Origin of the sequence: Alcaligenes phenolicus, from assembly GCF_032063905.1 — a bacterium.
GTDB classification, from domain to species: domain Bacteria; phylum Pseudomonadota; class Gammaproteobacteria; order Burkholderiales; family Burkholderiaceae_B; genus Alcaligenes; species Alcaligenes phenolicus.
In genome coordinates this window covers 190,531-206,256 of sequence record NZ_DAMBOE010000004.1, presented here as the reverse complement: position 1 = coordinate 206,256, position 15,726 = coordinate 190,531, and the positions used below count along the sequence as shown (strand labels likewise).

Here is a 15,726-nt window from a genome sequence, read left to right as displayed (position 1 = left end):
AATGCCCTTTTTTCGTCGTCTGCCCTTTTGGTCCCTGGCTGCTGCTGTGATTGCCCTGATCGTGGCAGCGCCTGTGATTACCCTGCTGACCCACGCCTTAGGCGGCTCGACTGAGCACTGGTCGCATTTATTCCAGTTCGTTCTGCCTCAAGCCATGAGCAATACCTTGCTGCTGCTCCTGGGAGTCGGCGTGTTGGTCAGCTGTCTGGGAGTGGGGTCGGCCTGGCTGATTACGGCCTACGAGTTTCCCGGACGACGGGTCTTGCAATGGGCTTTGTTGCTGCCGCTGGCAGTGCCGACCTATATCGTGGCCTTTGCGTATCTGGATTTGCTGCATCCGATCGGCCCGATTCAGTCTGCCATTCGCTACGTCTTGGGCTATAGCAGCCCGCGTGAATTCCGTTTGCCAGATCTGCGCTCCTTGGGTGGCGCAATTTTTCTGCTGGGTTCGGTGCTCTACCCCTATGTATACCTAAGCACGCGTGCCATGTTTGCTACGCAATCGGCCAGCTTGCTGGAAGCCGCCCGCATTATGGGTGAATCGGGCCGCAGCGTATTTTTCCGGGTCGTGTTGCCTATGGCCCGCCCCGCGATTGCAGTGGGTGTCAGCCTGGCTTTGCTGGAAACCCTGAACGATATTGGTGCTTCCGAGTTTCTGGGCGTGCAGACCCTGACGGTGTCTATTTACACCACCTGGGTGACGCGCTCGGATTTGGCGGGTGCCGCGCAAATTGCTGTTTCCATGCTCTGTCTGGTGGCGGCGCTGATCAGTATCGAGCGTTATGGTCGCCGCCGCCAAGCCTATTCCAGTAATCAGCGTTCCGAACCTATTCGACCTACCCGGTTGAAAGGTTCCGCTGCCTGTATCGCCATTGCTTTGGGTGTGGCGCCCGTGCTGGTGGGCTTTGTGGCCCCATCCCTGTATTTGTTGAATGAGACCATCAAGCATGTGAGCTTGGCAGGTGGTGTCTCGGCGCAATTACTGAGTAGCGCCTGGAACACCTTGTATATCGCAGCTCTGGCCACTATCGCGACCCTATCTTGCGGCTTGGTCGTTGCCTGGGCTGCTCGGGCAGTACGTTCGGGACGCAAACCGCGTCTGGCCCGTTTTCTGGCAGGTGTCAGCAGTCTGGGATACGCCATTCCGGGAACCGTATTGGCGATTGGGCTGTTGACGCCCCTCGTCATGTTTGACTCTTTCTACAATCAAGTCATGTCCTGGTTTGGTGTTTCGGCGACGGGTTTGTTGTTGATGGGTTCAACGCTGGCTTTGGTTTTGGCCTATACCCTGCGCTTTCTGGCGATTTCGGTTGGCGGTATTGAAGCCGGGCTGGCTCGAATCCCGGCATCGCTGGAGCAGGCTTCCCGTTTATTGGGTGAAACCCCGGCGGGGACGCTGAAACGTGTGCACTTGCCCTTGCTGCGCCCCGCCATGGGCGCGGCTGCTTTGCTGATTTTTGTTGATGCCATGAAGGAGCTGCCTGCGACCTTGTTGCTGCGTCCGATGAATTTCGAGACCTTGGCAACCTGGCTGTATGCGGAAGCGGCTCGTGGGACTTATGAGGAAGGCGCGGTTGCCGCCTTGGCCATTGTGCTGGCCGGTTTGATCCCCGTTATTTTATTGGCACGTACTCAATTGATGGCCTCTGGCCCACGCGCATCATGAACGATTTTCTGGATTTGCAGGCGATTACCCTTTCCTACGAAACGTCTGAAGGTTTTCGGCCGGTTGTTGACCAGCTCAGCCTGCATTTGCCCCAAGGGGAAATTGGCTGTCTGCTGGGGGCCTCGGGCTGTGGCAAGACGACGGTTTTGCGGGCCATTGCCGGTTTCGAGCCATTGCGTGCCGGACATATCCTGTTGAATGGTCGTGTCCTGTCGGCAGTGTCTCAGCAAGTGCCGCCGGAAGATCGCCATGTGGGCATGATGTTCCAGGATTACGCCCTCTTTCCTCACCTGACGGTAGAAAAGAACGTGGCCTTTGGTCTGCGCAAATGGGAGAAAGCCCAGCGGCAGGCCCGAGTACTGGAAATGCTGGAACTGGTCGATCTGGCCCGTTTGGCGCAGCGCTATCCGCATGAATTGTCGGGTGGCCAGCAGCAGCGCGTGGCTTTGGCACGCGCCTTGGCTCCCAAGCCATCTCTGCTGTTGCTGGATGAACCGTTTTCCAATCTGGATGTGGATACCCGCGAACGCTTGGCGTTTGAGGTGCGCGACATTCTGAAAAGCGCAGGCATTACCGCGATTCTGGTTACGCACAATCAGGCTGAAGCCTTTGCGATTGCCGATCGTATTGGTGTGATGCAGGCTGGCAAGATCATCCAGTGGGATACGCCTTACAGCCTGCACCATCGTCCGGTGAATGATTTTGTGGCGGATTTCATTCGCCGCGAAGCCATCATGGCGCAACGGGCCCAGGCCTTTTTGCGTGGAGAGCCTGCTGAACTGTAAGCACAGTACCCAGCCATCTCTTGCGGGCTGGGGCTGTACGCGTGTGGCTTCTGGTCTTGTGTACTGCTACGCGCTGATCAGGGATGGCTTGATCAGCATCCATACCGCCATCGCCACCATCATCAGGTTTTCAGTCAGTGAGACAAAGCCCAAGGGCACCTTGCTGTCACCACCTACGCAGGCACATTTCAGTTCGCGCTTGTCGATATAGACAGCCTTGAACACTGACCAGGCACCGATGCCGCCAATAAATAAGGCGATGGGCACAGACAGCCACATCAGGGCACCGGCCAGCATCAACACGCCTGCCAATGCTTCACCAAAGGGGTACAGATAGGCGTAGCGCACCCATCTTTGGGCCAACAGGTCGTAGTTCAGGAACATAGTGGCAAAGCCGTCTACATCTTTGAGCTTCTGCACAGCCAGCAAACACATGGCAATGGCAATAAACCATTCCAGCGCCTGGAGCAGGACAATCTGTCCGAATGCCGCCCAGGAAACAGCTAGCGCCATCAAGCCAGCCATGACAAACAAGGCGATCACGGGCGTGTAGCTGACGGCATCCTTGTCCTTGACCTTCCCACCGAAATACTCGACCAGGTCGTCATAGCCCCCTATGCGCTTCCCATCGAAAAAGGTCTGGGGGGTAGTGCTGACATGATGCTCAGCCTTGAACGCATCGATCTCTTCGCGATTCCTTAGCCAGTGGTCCTCCAGCTCGTAGCCTTTGCGTTTGAGCAGTGCGCGAGCTTTCAGTCCGAAGGGGCAGATATGTTCTGCAGTCACCATGCGGTAAAGCTCGGCGCGTTTGGCGATGTGTGTAGCCATATGCGACTCCTTTGACGTGATGCTGTTTGTCGGAAGCCCTCCCTTGACGCTCATGCAAGCGTTTACCTGACACCCTAAACCAGGTGCCAGGGAGTATGCGTAAGCAGGTGTAGAGATTTAGTAGTGTTAGTGATCAATTGTTCGCATCTGATCGTCTCTCATGCAGGGCTTGGCGGCGGCCCCTCGCATTAAAACGGGCAAGGCAAGCGCGACCAGGGCGGTCAGTAGCAGCAAGACATTCAGGGTTGATAGGGACACGTTCAGCGTACCGAGAAGCAGGGAGGGAACCGCCAAGGCAATAAAGCTGCCTATATGGTTGCTCGTGGTCTGCAAAGCCATGAAACGGCCCCGCCGGGCCTGAGTGGGATAGCTGGCGCTGCAGGCGCTGGCGCATACCAGGCGGCTGTAACTGCCAATCATGAACAAGATCATGAATCCGTAGGCGGTCCCCCACCCCAGGGCCAGCATGATCAAGGACAAGAGCAAGATCAACGTGCCAAGATCAGATATACGGGTCTCGCCCCATTTTTTGATGCCCGTCGCGGACAGGCGGGAGGCGGTCAAGGCGGCGACACCGCCCAACATGAAGATCACAGGCATTTGCTGTGCTTGAGTGTCGTACCGCAGCTCCAAAATGGGGATCAGGACCGGGATCAGTAATAGTGAGCCTGCCTGCGCAATAGCCGGAAGGCTTAGCCAGCGCCAGGCCTCTTTACCCAGAGCCAGTTGTGAGGGTTGCGCTGCAACGAGTTGGTTGGAAGGCAGATAGCGATGAGCAATAGCGGCGGCAAGCAGGCAGAGCACGGCCAGAGTCATCAAGGCGATACGCCAGCCCAGTTCCACGGCGATGAACAAGGTGGCGGGCATTCCAGCGATACTGACCAAGGCAAAGGCGCTGACCACAATGGCAATCGCGTCGGTACGTAGCTCGGCATTCATTCCGTTCAGTAGCAAAGTCATTGCGGCACTCATCAAAAAACCACCTAGCAAACCGGCCCCCAGACGCAGCAAGATAAATAGCCCGAATTCGGAGCTGATGGCCCCCAAAGCGCTTAAGACAGCCAAGAGAATCAGTGCCAGCAGCAGTAAAGGTTTTAGCGCCGCGCGGTGCATCCAGCGTACAGCCAGGACGCCCGATAAAGCGGCGCCGCCCATATAGGCGGAAGCGGCATAACCGGCATAGGTGGCAGGAACATCAAAGTCCACTGCCATCCAGACAAACAAAGGCGTCAAGGCCATGAATTCCAGAGCATGAACAAACTGGATAAAAGACACGGCACGGGCACGTAGCCGGGGACGAAACACTTCAGAATCAGACATGGCGATACGCATAAAGGAAGAGGCCTCTAGCCTAATTCTTCGCGGTTTTGATATGTAGTCTCTATAATTCGAATATTAAATTATCAAAACCGGGATGATTTCATGACTCCCCAGCTGAATTTGAATGCCTTGCGGGTTTTTATCCAGGTAGTTGAAAGTGGCAGTTTTACGGCTGCAGCTCAGGTGCTGGATTTGCCGACCTCCAATGTCAGCCGTTATGTGGCGCAACTGGAGCGGCAGATCGGTCAGCGCTTGCTGGAGCGCAGTTCCCGGCAACTGCGTTTGACCAGTGTGGGCCAGGGCTTGTTTGATACCGTTCAGCCCTGGTGGGGAGCCCTAAAGCAGGCCGAACAGGATTTGCTGGATCAACGCACCCGTTTGTCGGGACGCTTGCGGATTTGTATTCCATCCGAGATGGGTCCGTTTCTACTAGCGGGTGTCCTGGCAGATTTTGCGGCCCAGCATCCGGATCTGGAACTGCATTGTCAAATCAATCTGGAAGGTCCTGGTGTGCTGGCGCAGGATTTTGACCTGGCCTTATTGATGTGTCGGGGTGCTTTGCCAGACAGCAGTCTGGTGGTGCAGGAATTGTGTTCTTTTGATTGCCAGGTCGTGGCGGCACCTGCCTTGATCGAGCAATACGGTATGCCCAGCAGCCTGGAAGAGTTGGAGCAGTTGCCTTGCATTACGACCGATACGGCTTTGGATGGCCAAGCCTGGCAGTTTGTCTTGCCCGATGGTCGCTTTCAAATCTTGAACGTCACCAGTCGCTTTCGTGTGAATAGCGGTTTGTTGGCAGGCGCCGGCGCCGTCAAAGGGCTGGGTTTTGCGATTCTGGGGCGGCAGGGATGTGAGAAAGAGATCGCCCAAGGGCGTCTGATTGCCGTTCCCCTGCCCTTGCCGCCCGCCCCTTTGCGTCTGGTACTGGCGTATACGCATCGACGACATTTGTCGAACTCGGCACGTGCCTTGATCGAGTATCTGAAGGCCCAAGCTGATATCGGCACCTTGCCTGGATTAAACACCCATTAACTTGGGGGCCTTGTAGGGTTTGAGCTTGGGTCGTCGTTGCAGCAACCGATGCTATATCAAGCAATGACGGCTGCTTTGACCATATCAATGTGAGCAATGCCGTCCTCGTCGTAGATCTCGCCCGCAGGCTGAAAACCTAAAGAGCCGTAGAACTTCTGCAAGTGCGCCTGTGCGCCAATGCGTATACCTGCGCCAGGATAGTGGGCTTCCGTAAAGCGGATCGCTTCAGCCACTAGCGCGTAGCCGATTTTCAGGCTACGGAACTTGGCCAAGGTCAGGACACGGCCAATGGAAGGCTCATCATATTTCAGGCCCGGTTCGACAACGCGAGCATAAGCAGCCAGCTCGCCGTCCTTGAGCACGGACAAATGCCAGGAGTCCAGATCCAGGCCGTCCACGTCCTGGTAGGCACACTCCTGCTCCACCACAAATACCGCCTCGCGAGCCTGGATGATTGAGTACATTTCCCGCGTGGACAGATCGTCCAGCCGTTTCCATTGAAAATCCAGGTCCATCTTTGCTTCCATGACGATAAGGTTTGGGTGACTGCGTATGGTAATCGTCCAAGGGCAGAATAAAAAGAGCGGCCCGAAAGCCGCTCTTTTTGATCGTACTGGTCAAAGCCAGTGCCTTCGATCTTACAGGCTGTAGTACATGTCGAATTCGACCGGGTGCGGAACCATACGCAGACGGGTGATTTCGGCTTGTTTCAGCTCGATGAAGGCGTCCAGCATTTCATTGCTGAACACACCGCCACGGGTCAGGAATTCGCGATCTTTGTCCAGGGACTCGATGGCTTGTTCCAGCGACACACAAACGGTTGGGATTTTTGCATCTTCTTCGGGGGGCAGATCGTACAAGTTCTTGTCGGCTGCATCGCCGGGGTGAATCTTGTTCTGCACACCGTCCAGACCGGCCATCATCAAGGCCGAGAAGGCCAGGTATGGGTTGGCCATTGGATCGGGGAAGCGGGCTTCCACACGACGAGCCTTGGGGTTGCTGACGTAAGGAATGCGGATAGAGGCCGAGCGGTTTCGGGCGGAGTACGCCAGTTTCACTGGAGCTTCAAAGTGCGGAACCAGACGCTTGTAGGAGTTGGTCGTGGGGTTGGTGATGGCGTTCAGGGCACGGGCGTGCTTGATGATGCCGCCAATGTAGAACAGCGCGAACTCGGACAGACCGGCGTACTCGTTACCGGCAAACAGGTTCTGGCCGTCTTTCCAGATGGACTGGTGCACGTGCATGCCGGAGCCGTTGTCGCCGACCACGGGCTTGGGCATGAAAGTTGCCGTTTTGCCATAAACGTGAGCCACGTTATGGATGGTGTACTTCATGATCTGGTTCCAGTCTGCGCGCTCGACCAGGGTCGAGAAGCGCGTACCGATTTCCAGCTGACCAGGAGCGGCCACTTCGTGGTGGTGGATTTCAACAGGAACGCCCTGCTGTTCCAGCAGCAAACACATTTCAGCGCGCAGATCGGCAAAGGAGTCTGTAGGCGAAACAGGAACGTAGCCGCCTTTAACGCCAGGACGGTGACCCAGGTTATTGCCATTGAGTTCCAGACCACGCGACCAGGGAGCTTCTTCAGAGCGAATCTTCACGAAGCTGCCCGACATGTCGTCGTTCCAGGTAATACCGTCGAACACGAAGAATTCCGGCTCGGGACCAAAGTACGCGGTATCGCCCAAACCGCTGGAGCGCAGGTAGGCTTCAGCACGCTTGGCCAGCGAACGTGGGTCGCGGTCGTAACCTTTCAGATCGGAAGGCTCGACCACATCGCAGGTCAGAATCAGGGTGGGCTCTTCACGGAACGGGTCCATACGGGCGGTTTTGGCGTCCGGGATGAGCAACATGTCCGAGGCTTCGATTCCTTTCCAGCCAGGCAAGGAAGAGCCGTCAAAGGCGACACCAGACTCAAAGCGATCCTCGTCCACCGCGTGTGCGGGGGTGGTCAAGTGGTGCTCACGGCCCAGGGTATCGGTAAAGCGGAAATCGACAAACGTGATTTCGCGTTCGGCGATGATCTTCAGAACATCTTCGGGGGAGGACATGGTTACTCCAGCGTCAATGACGTTAACAAAAAGTGAGGAGGAGTGGCGCGGATCATTGTGTAACCCACTACGGCAGGTCTTAATTACGTTTATCGGGATTGCCACTGAATCTGATCCAAACAGCGCAATACCGATAAAGTAGTTATGGCATAGGACTTACCAGAAATTAATTGTAGAGCAATTGTGCAGATGCACAATAAAAAATGTCTTAAATAAACAATTAAATGTCAGGAAGCTTCATCAGGAAGGAATGCTTCCTGTAAATCATTTAAGAATCGCCAGCCTAAATCGGTGGTTCGAATACGAACCGGATCGGAAGCCAGCAAACCTTTCTCGATATTGCGCTTGATCACGGGCAGGATGTGCGCAAGGGGCACACCCGTGCGTTCCTGGAAGTACTGGGCAGGTACGCCCTCTTTCAGGCGCAACACGTTCAGCATGAACTCAAAGGGCAGGTCTTTCGGTGTGACACGGGCATTGTGCGCATAGTGGCTACCGTCGCGCTTGATGGCGTTCTGCATCCATTGCGCAGGGCTGCGGGTGGTGGCGGTACGTATAATGCGGTCGTGAAAGGACAGCTTGCCGTGAGCCCCTGGGCCTATGCCGATATAGTCGCCAAATTCCCAGTAATTCAGATTGTGGCGGCTATGGCCACCGCGCTTGCTGTAGGCCGAAATCTCGTACTGGTTCCAGCCGCGGCTGGCGGTCAGCTCGATCAGGCGGTCCTGCATGGCGGCGCTGTCGTCGTCATCCGGCAAGACTGGCGGATACTTGGCAAAGACAGTATTGGGCTCCAGCGTCAGATGGTAGAGCGACAAGTGCTCCGTCTCATAAGACATGGCCTGCAAAATGTCCTGCTCGGATTGTGCTGGGGTCTGGCCTGGCAAGGCATACATGACATCCAGGTTCACGCGATCTACGGCCTTCATGGCGGCTTCAATGGCCTGCCGCGCTTGCTGGCTGTCGTGAATGCGGCCCAGTGCTTTCAGGGCTTCGTCGTTAAAGCTCTGGATACCCAGGGAAATCCGGTTCACGCCACTTTGCGCAAAATCCATGAAGCGCGAGGCTTCCGAGGCTCCGGGATTGGCTTCCAGGGTGATTTCTGCATCAGGCAACAGGTTCAGATGGGAGCGCAGCAAGGCCAGCATGCGGTCCAACGCCTGGGCTGACAGCAGGCTGGGTGTGCCGCCACCGATAAAAACGGAAATTACCTGTCTGCCCCAGACCAGCGGCAGGGTTTGTTCCAGATCGGCCTGCAAGGCGTCCAGATACTCGTTTTCGGGCAGTTCAGCGGGTGCTTCGTGTGAGTTGAAGTCACAGTACGGGCATTTGCGTACGCACCAGGGCACGTGCACGTAGACGGACAAGGGCGGCAGGCTGGGCAGCAGGGTCGCCGGTCCGGAGCCGGGCCGGATGCGCACTTCAGGAGAGAAAACAGTCATGTTTTTACTCGGCGGCCAGACGGGCCAACAAGGCTTGCATGGCTTGTGCCCGGTGGCTGTATTTGTTCTTCAATTCCGGCGAGAGCTGTGCCGCGGTTTGCTTGAATTCGGGCAGATAAAAGTGGGGGTCGTAGCCAAAGCCGTGCTCGCCAGCAGGCTGATCCTGAATTTCCCCTTCCCAGACGCCTTCAATCACGATGGGCCGTGGGTCCTGGGCATGGCGCACATACACCAGAACGGCCACATAACAGGCGCGGCGGTCGCTTTGTCCTTGCAGACGCTGGACCAGCAAGGCGTTATTGGCAGAGTCGGACTTCTCACCGCCCAGTTCGCGGGCGGCAAAGCGCGCGGAGTAGACGCCGGGGGCTTCGTCCAGGGCGCGCACACAGAGGCCGGAGTCATCAGCCAAGGCGGGCAGGCCGCTTAACTGGCTGGCATGACGGGCCTTGGCCAGCGCATTCTCGATAAAAGTGGCAAAGGGTTCCTCGGCCTCGGGAATGTTCAATTGGCCTTGAGGAACCATGCTGATACCGGCCTGGGCCAGGATGGCGGAAAACTCCTTGAGCTTGCCGGCATTGTTGGAGGCCAGCACGACACGCTTGGATTCAGTGTTCATAAGTCGCAGCAGGCGGCAAAGCGCCCTGTTCAGTAAAAATGGCAAGGCGCCGTGCCAGGCAGTGTGTGCTGCATGGGACGGCGTCCCAATAGCGGTTTGTCCCGCTGCCTGGCGGTGTCGCGCAGGGAGCAGGACAGACCCGTTTCATCGTGATCAGCCCTGCAAGGCTTGTTTCTGGGCTTGCATCAGCTCGGCAATGCCCTGCTCGGCCAGATCCAGCAAGCGGTTCAAGGTGGGGCGCGCAAAGGTCTGGCCTTCGGCCGTGCCCTGCACTTCAACCAGATTACCGCTGCCTGTCATGACGATATTCATGTCCACACCGCAGGCAGAGTCTTCCAGATAGTCCAGATCCAGCACAGGGTTGGATTCAAACACACCGACCGAGACGGCCGCCAGTTGATCCAGAATGGGCGAGGCTTGCAGCTTGCCCTGCTCTTGCAGGCTGCGTACGGCCAGGCTGGCTGCAACCCAGGCGCCCGTGATGCTGGCGCAGCGGGTGCCACCGTCGGCTTGCAGAACGTCGCAGTCAATGTGAATGGTGCGCTCACCCAGGGCTTTCAGATCGAAGACGGCGCGCAGGCTGCGGCCGATCAGGCGCTGGATTTCCTGGGTACGGCCATTTTGCTTGCCACGGGCGGCTTCACGGTCCGAGCGCGTGTGCGTGGAACGAGGCAGCATGCCGTATTCCGCCGTGACCCAGCCTTGCTCCTTGCCTTTCAGAAAGGGAGGAACTTTGTCGAGCACGCTGGCATTGCACAGAACATGGGTTTCACCCAGACGGATCAGGACCGAACCCTCGGCGTGACGGGTAAACCCGGTCACCAGTTCGATAGGACGGCATTGTGCAGCAGATCGACCCGAGGGGCGTGCAATCGTAGCGTTTTCAGACAAGGCTGGACTCCGGACAAAATTCAAAACGCCTATTGTACGCCTTGCGGGACGGGCCGTAGCGCAACCCCCATGTCCATCCACTTATCGGCCTGGCAGGTGAAAAGCAGGATCTGATGGCGCTGGGCAGCGTCGTGAATAATGCGCTTCATGGCTCCCAGACGATCGTTGTCACTGTGGACCAGCACGTCATCCAGAATCAGCAAGGTAGGACGGCCTGCCTGTTGCAGCAAATCCGCATAGGCCAGACGGGCAATCAGGCCGATTTGCTCGCGTGCGCCAAAGCTCAGGCCATCAATATCGTCGGCCAGCCCTTGCCCGCTATCGCGCTGCAGCCAGCGTGGGGCCAGATACTCGTCCAGCTCCACCCGTGCCTTGCCCAGAAGCAGGCGCAGATAGTGATTGATGTGCTTTTGTAGAGGCTCGTGCAATTGCTGGGTCAAGGCGTTGCGCTGTTCTCGCAGGACAGACAACAAAAGGCGCAGGGCTGCGACACGGCGCTCGTAAGTGGCACAACGGCGCTGGCAGTCGTGCAGACGTAGCGAGGTCTGGTCGATTTGTTCTTCCAGGCCTTGCGCACCGTGGGTTTCCAGCTTGGTTTGCACCAGCTGGGCGGCCAGACGGGCCTCGTTATAGCTTTGTTCCTGCTGCTGGGCGCTGCGCTCCAGACGTTGCAGGTCCTGCTCCAGAACTGAGACGGGCAAGGCGGCCAGTTCGGCTTCCAACGCCTTCTGATCGGCCAGTTGCTGCTCGCGTTGCAGGCGCAGTTGTCCCCATTGCTGCTCGCGCTCCTGCTGTGCTTGCTGGCGTTGTGGGTCAGCCCATTGTTGTTCCAGGCTATTGGCTTCGGCCTGGGCCTGCTCAAGACGGGCCTGAGTGCGGGCAACAGCTTCGCGGGCATCATGCCAGTCGCTTTCCAGCGCACGGTACTGCTGCTCGGCCATGGTGGCGGCTTGGGCGATACGGCCCAGTTCCGAGGTCTCGATGGCCTCGCCTTGCGGGCGTTGCGGGGCGATGCGTTGTTGAGCCGCCTGAACCAGACCTTGCAAGTGTGCTTTGCCTTGCGGGGCCAGCGCTTTCATGGAGTTGCGTAACAGTCGGTCTTGTTGTTCTTGTTCCCGATATTGCTCGCGGCGACGCTCCAGCTCTTCCAGGCTTTTCCCGCCCAGTTGACCAAGCGTCTGTTCGTATTCTTGCTGGGTTTGCGCCAATTGTTGCTGCACTTTACCCAGATCGCGACCACCGGGAATGATGCGTAGCTGGCCCATTCCGGGTAGCTCAATCAGGGTGCTGGTACTAAGGTGGGCGCGATGCTGACCTTGAATGGATTCGCCATCCAGCAACAGGCTGGCGCCGTCTTGCAGTTCGATCTGCAATTCGGTGGAAATCGTCTCAAGTTGGTGTTGTAAACGCTGAATAAGCTGGTGCTGCTGGCGTAATTGGTCCAGGGCCTCGTCACTGATTTTCAGCTGCACCAAGGCGGCCCCGCATTGCGCCAGTTGGGTTTCCAGCTTGCCCAGTTCTTCCAGTTGCCCTTGCACCTGCTGCAATTGCTGCTGTGTGCCCTCAAAGCTGGCTTGATCCTGAAACCATTGCTGCCAGGTACGGGCGCGTTCTTGCTCCAGCAGATTGGCGTCTTTATAGCTGCGCGCCTGCTCCAGACGCTGGTTCAAGCTGCTGAGCGTGCCCTGCTCTTGCTCCAGCTTGGCACTCAAGGATTTGACCTGCTCGGCGCGCTGGCTGCGTTGGCGAGCCCACTCCAGGTCGCGTTCCCCAGCTTGTTGGTAGAGCTTTTCTCGCTCGGCCAACATGTTCAGCGCCTGTTGAAGTTCCTTGGCCCGTTCCTGCAATTGGCGGGCTTGAAGTAACTGAACCTGCACTTGTTTGGCTTGCTCACGTAGCTGCTCCCAAGGACGCTTAGCCTCGGCATGGGCAATTTGCCTACGGGCCTGCGCCAGTTCGTCCACCCATTGCTGATACTGCTGCAAGGCAGACTGCTGGCTCTGTAACTGCTCTTCCAGCTCCTTGGCTTCTTTCTGCGCTGCCAGCCAGACGCCGCGAGGCTGTCCTTGAGCCTGAGTCACATATTGGTCCAGCTGTTGCTGGGCCTGTTCGATCAGATAATCTCCGTCTGCACTGGTCAGATCAGCAATTTCACTACCCAATGCCTGCTGCAAGGTGCCGCTGGCGTGTTCGACCGAGCTGCGCAGGTCCTGGCCCTGCCCTTGTTCAATCCATAACAGGCCCGGCACGCCCCAGTTACGGGCCTGGCTGCTGCCTTTGGCGGCGTACTCAAAGCCCATTTGCTGGGCCAGATATTGCTCGGCCTCGTCATTGTCCAGATGCTGGTTACCGATGTATAAATCGCAGCGTTTGCGTTTCAGGAAACGCTTGCTCAGGCGCATGTCCTGGCCGTTCAGACTGAAATCCAGCTCGATTTCCGGCGCGGCCGAGGAATCGCCCCACGGCAGGATTTTTGTCAGGCTGCCCGTGCCATAGCGCTCGAAAAACACCGTGCGCAAGGCCTCGGCCAAGGTACTTTTACCGGCCTCGTTCGGGGCACTGATGATGTTCAGGCCCGGTTCCAGCTTGTCCAGTGAGACGGGCTGACGAAAGCGCTTGAATTGCTCTACGCGCAGGGACTTAATGTGCATGACCACCTTCCTTATCGCGCAGCAAACCGGCCAGAATCAACAAGGCATCTTCAGCGGCTTGCTGCTGGCTACCGTGACGCAGCTCCTGCAATTGTTTCAGTGCAGCCTGCAGATAACCATCGGCTTGCAAGGCGTCCAGATCTTCTTCTGAAGGCGCCAGACGCAAGGCCTCGCGCTGGCAATCCCAGGCGCGGCAACGGGCTTGAGACTGACCTAGAATGCTCTCCAGACGCTCAAAACCGCTCAGGCTTAACTGGCCAGATAGCTCCAGCTCCACCACGCTCTGATCGGCCAAGGCGCTCAGTTCCCGCTCCAGCAGGTCCAGATCCGTATCGTCATTCAAATGGTGCTGGATACTGCGCCAAGGGTGTTGAGCAACCGGCAAGACTTGAATCACAGGTGTTGCGCCCGGTTCGCTGATTTCCACCAGCAAGGCCTGGCCGGAATCGTTATCCCGAAAGCGGTCCGGCTCGGGCGTGCCGCTGTAGTAGCAGCGTTCGTTGATTTTGACGGTGCCGTGCCAGTCGCCCAGTGCCAGATAGTCCAGCTTGGCGCGTTGTACGCGCTTTTGATCGATCAGGTTATGGCTGTCCAAATGCTCCAGCACCCCACTGACGCTGCCATGCGCCAAGCCCAGACGCCAGTAACCCGCCGGACTTTCGGCCTGATCGAACCAATCGCTCAAGTCCTGATAAGTCTGGCGTTGTGTCAACGGCGCTGGCAGGACCGCAAGCTTGAGCTCGTCCAGCAAGAAAAGCTCCGGTGTATCAAGCACATGCACGTAATCGGGAATGCAGTTCAAGCGACGCGCGCGTGTCCAGACGCTTTCGCTCAAGGCCGCGTCATGGTTGCCGGGCAGGAGCAGCCAGGGGCCGGTGAAACCCGCCATGGCATTGAAACTGCGGCGCAGATTGCGATCGCTCAGGGTTTGCGAATCAAAGACATCGCCTGCTACCACAAGCAGATCGGCGCGATGTTCGCTAGCCAGCGTTGCCAGCTTCTCAATGGCCTTGAAACGTGCCTCAGCCAGGGCGGCCGCGTCCTCCAGCTCGAAACGCGAGTACTGGCGACCTATTTGCCAATCGGCTGTATGCAGGATTCGTAGCATGACTGCCCTTAGATTTGGTAAAAAAAATCGGCCCTTGGAGGCCTTGAATACCTGAAGTATAGAGCTTTGTAGCGGCGAGAGGAGCGGCCAAAGCCGGGACCTGAGAGTACAATTGGCGGCTTTATTCCATTCTTAAAGTGACCCACCCATGATCCGTAGCATGACCGCGTTTGGCAGCGCCAAGGCCGAGTCCGAAGCAGGCACCATCAATATCGAGATGCGCAGCGTCAACAACCGCTTTCTGGACCTGAATCTGCGTTTGCCCGAGGAACTGCGCTTTGCGGAGAATCTGCTGCGCGAGCTGGCCGCCCAGGGCGTGCAGCGTGGCAAGCTGGAATTGCGGGTCAACTTTGCCCGTAGCGGCACGGATCAGCAACGCAGCCTGGATATGGAGGCGGTGGAACGCACGGCACAGATGCTGCAAGTGGCACGCGTCGCCATTCCCGATCTGCCTGCGCCCGAGCTGCATACCTTGCTGAGCAATCAAAGCGGCAATAATTCGGGCATGGACCCCGAAATCTGGCTGCCCATGATCAGCCAGGCTTTCGAGGCGGCCTTGCAGGATTTTCAGGCGACCCGAGAGCGCGAAGGCCAGCGTCTGGCACAAGCCATGCTGGATATTCGCCAGGACATGAGCGCCATTGTGGACGAGGTCGAGCAGCACTTGCCTTCTATTCTGACGGAGCAGAAGAACAAGATTGCCACTCGCTTGCATGACGCCTTGTTGCAAGCCAGCCCGGACGGTTTTGCCCTGATTTCGGGCGAAGAACTGTCTGCCCGCGTCGCGCAGGAAGCGGCTGTTTTCTCCCTGCGTATTGATGTGGCTGAGGAAATCGCCCGCTTGCGTTCGCATTTGACCGAGCTGGAGCTGATTCTTAACGGTGATACCAGCGTGGCGTCCAACAAGAAAAGTACGCGCCAAGGCAGCACTGGCAAGCGTTTGGACTTCCTGTTCCAGGAGATGAACCGTGAGGCCAATACCTTGGGTTCCAAGGCAGGCAGCATGGACATGACGCGCGCCTCTATCGACTTGAAGCTGTGTATTGAGCAGCTGCGCGAACAGACCCAAAACATCGAGTAAACCAGCCAGCCCCTTATTTTCTGCTTGTCAGCATTTTTTTCAGCAGGTGCTGTCTGCTTAAACCGCGTGAAACCTCAGGTTTTATGCGGTTTTTTCAAGAAAACCGTCTTGCTCAGGCCAGGCGGTTTTTTTGTGGACTTTTCTGATCATCCTCAGACTCCCCAGGGCTATTTTTTCTGAAAGTGGTCTAGTGAAGTCAGGAATAAATACAGACGCTTTATAAGCTGCCTTAATATATAAAAATAAAATAGCGAT

General features: G+C 57.2%; 13 protein-coding genes. 4 read left to right on the top strand and 9 right to left on the bottom strand.

What is annotated here, in order from left to right; genetic code table 11:
• Position 1: 1 nt before the first annotated feature.
• Both U2949_RS10560 and U2949_RS10555 read left to right on the top strand, forming a co-directional pair.
• A complete protein-coding gene (locus U2949_RS10560) occupies positions 2-1,666 on the top strand; it encodes an ABC transporter permease (RefSeq protein ID WP_026482588.1) in 1,665 nt (554 codons plus the stop codon).
• On the top strand, positions 1,663-2,451 hold the full coding sequence (locus U2949_RS10555) for an ABC transporter ATP-binding protein (RefSeq protein WP_026482589.1): 789 nt from the start codon (positions 1,663-1,665) through the stop codon (positions 2,449-2,451). The genes U2949_RS10560 and U2949_RS10555 overlap by 4 nt, the downstream gene beginning before the upstream one ends.
• 66 nt (positions 2,452-2,517) lie before the next feature.
• Here U2949_RS10555 and U2949_RS10550 read toward each other — a convergent pair whose 3' ends face one another.
• On the bottom strand, positions 2,518-3,279 hold the full coding sequence (locus tag U2949_RS10550) for a glutaredoxin (protein WP_321287618.1): 762 nt from the start codon (positions 3,277-3,279) through the stop codon (positions 2,518-2,520).
• Positions 3,280-3,405: 126 nt separating this feature from the next.
• Entirely contained in the window at positions 3,406-4,599 is a 1,194-nt protein-coding gene (locus tag U2949_RS10545) for an MFS transporter (RefSeq protein ID WP_321287616.1), read from the bottom strand.
• A gap of 102 nt (positions 4,600-4,701) precedes the next feature.
• Between U2949_RS10545 and U2949_RS10540 the strand changes: the two genes are divergently transcribed.
• Positions 4,702-5,631: a LysR family transcriptional regulator gene (locus U2949_RS10540; protein WP_321287614.1), complete on the top strand. Its 930-nt coding sequence runs from the start codon at positions 4,702-4,704 to the stop codon at positions 5,629-5,631.
• 56 nt (positions 5,632-5,687) lie between these two features.
• On the opposite strand, the gene U2949_RS10535 is transcribed toward U2949_RS10540, so the two are convergent.
• The 7 genes from U2949_RS10535 to U2949_RS10505 all read right to left on the bottom strand — a co-directional run bounded on the left by U2949_RS10535 (position 5,688) and on the right by U2949_RS10505 (position 14,390).
• Positions 5,688-6,146 (bottom strand): GNAT family N-acetyltransferase, encoded by a 459-nt coding sequence (locus U2949_RS10535; RefSeq protein WP_257724026.1) that lies wholly within the window; start codon positions 6,144-6,146, stop codon positions 5,688-5,690.
• 123 nt (positions 6,147-6,269) lie between these two features.
• Positions 6,270-7,682: a type I glutamate--ammonia ligase gene (glnA, locus tag U2949_RS10530; RefSeq protein WP_021446603.1), complete on the bottom strand. Its 1,413-nt coding sequence runs from the start codon at positions 7,680-7,682 to the stop codon at positions 6,270-6,272.
• 227 nt (positions 7,683-7,909) lie between these two features.
• Positions 7,910-9,124, bottom strand: a complete 1,215-nt coding sequence (hemW, locus tag U2949_RS10525; protein ID WP_321287610.1) for a radical SAM family heme chaperone HemW — start codon at positions 9,122-9,124, stop codon at positions 7,910-7,912.
• A gap of 4 nt (positions 9,125-9,128) precedes the next feature.
• Positions 9,129-9,740 (bottom strand): RdgB/HAM1 family non-canonical purine NTP pyrophosphatase, encoded by a 612-nt coding sequence (rdgB, locus tag U2949_RS10520; protein ID WP_026482595.1) that lies wholly within the window; start codon positions 9,738-9,740, stop codon positions 9,129-9,131.
• 153 nt (positions 9,741-9,893) lie between these two features.
• The gene (gene rph / locus U2949_RS10515) at positions 9,894-10,631 is read right to left on the bottom strand and encodes a ribonuclease PH (protein ID WP_026482596.1); all 738 of its coding nucleotides are present in this window, start codon (positions 10,629-10,631) and stop codon (positions 9,894-9,896) included.
• Between the two features lie 29 nt (positions 10,632-10,660).
• Positions 10,661-13,282 carry an AAA family ATPase gene (locus U2949_RS10510; protein ID WP_321287608.1) on the bottom strand — a complete coding sequence of 874 codons (2,622 nt, stop codon included), beginning with the start codon at positions 13,280-13,282 and terminating at the stop codon, positions 10,661-10,663.
• Positions 13,272-14,390: a metallophosphoesterase family protein gene (locus U2949_RS10505; RefSeq protein WP_321287606.1), complete on the bottom strand. Its 1,119-nt coding sequence runs from the start codon at positions 14,388-14,390 to the stop codon at positions 13,272-13,274. The genes U2949_RS10510 and U2949_RS10505 overlap by 11 nt, the downstream gene beginning before the upstream one ends.
• Positions 14,391-14,538: 148 nt before the next feature.
• Here U2949_RS10505 and U2949_RS10500 point away from each other — a divergent pair, with 148 nt between their 5' ends.
• A complete protein-coding gene (locus U2949_RS10500) occupies positions 14,539-15,471 on the top strand; it encodes a YicC/YloC family endoribonuclease (RefSeq protein ID WP_026482599.1) in 933 nt (310 codons plus the stop codon).
• The last annotated feature ends 255 nt before the right edge of the window (positions 15,472-15,726 follow it).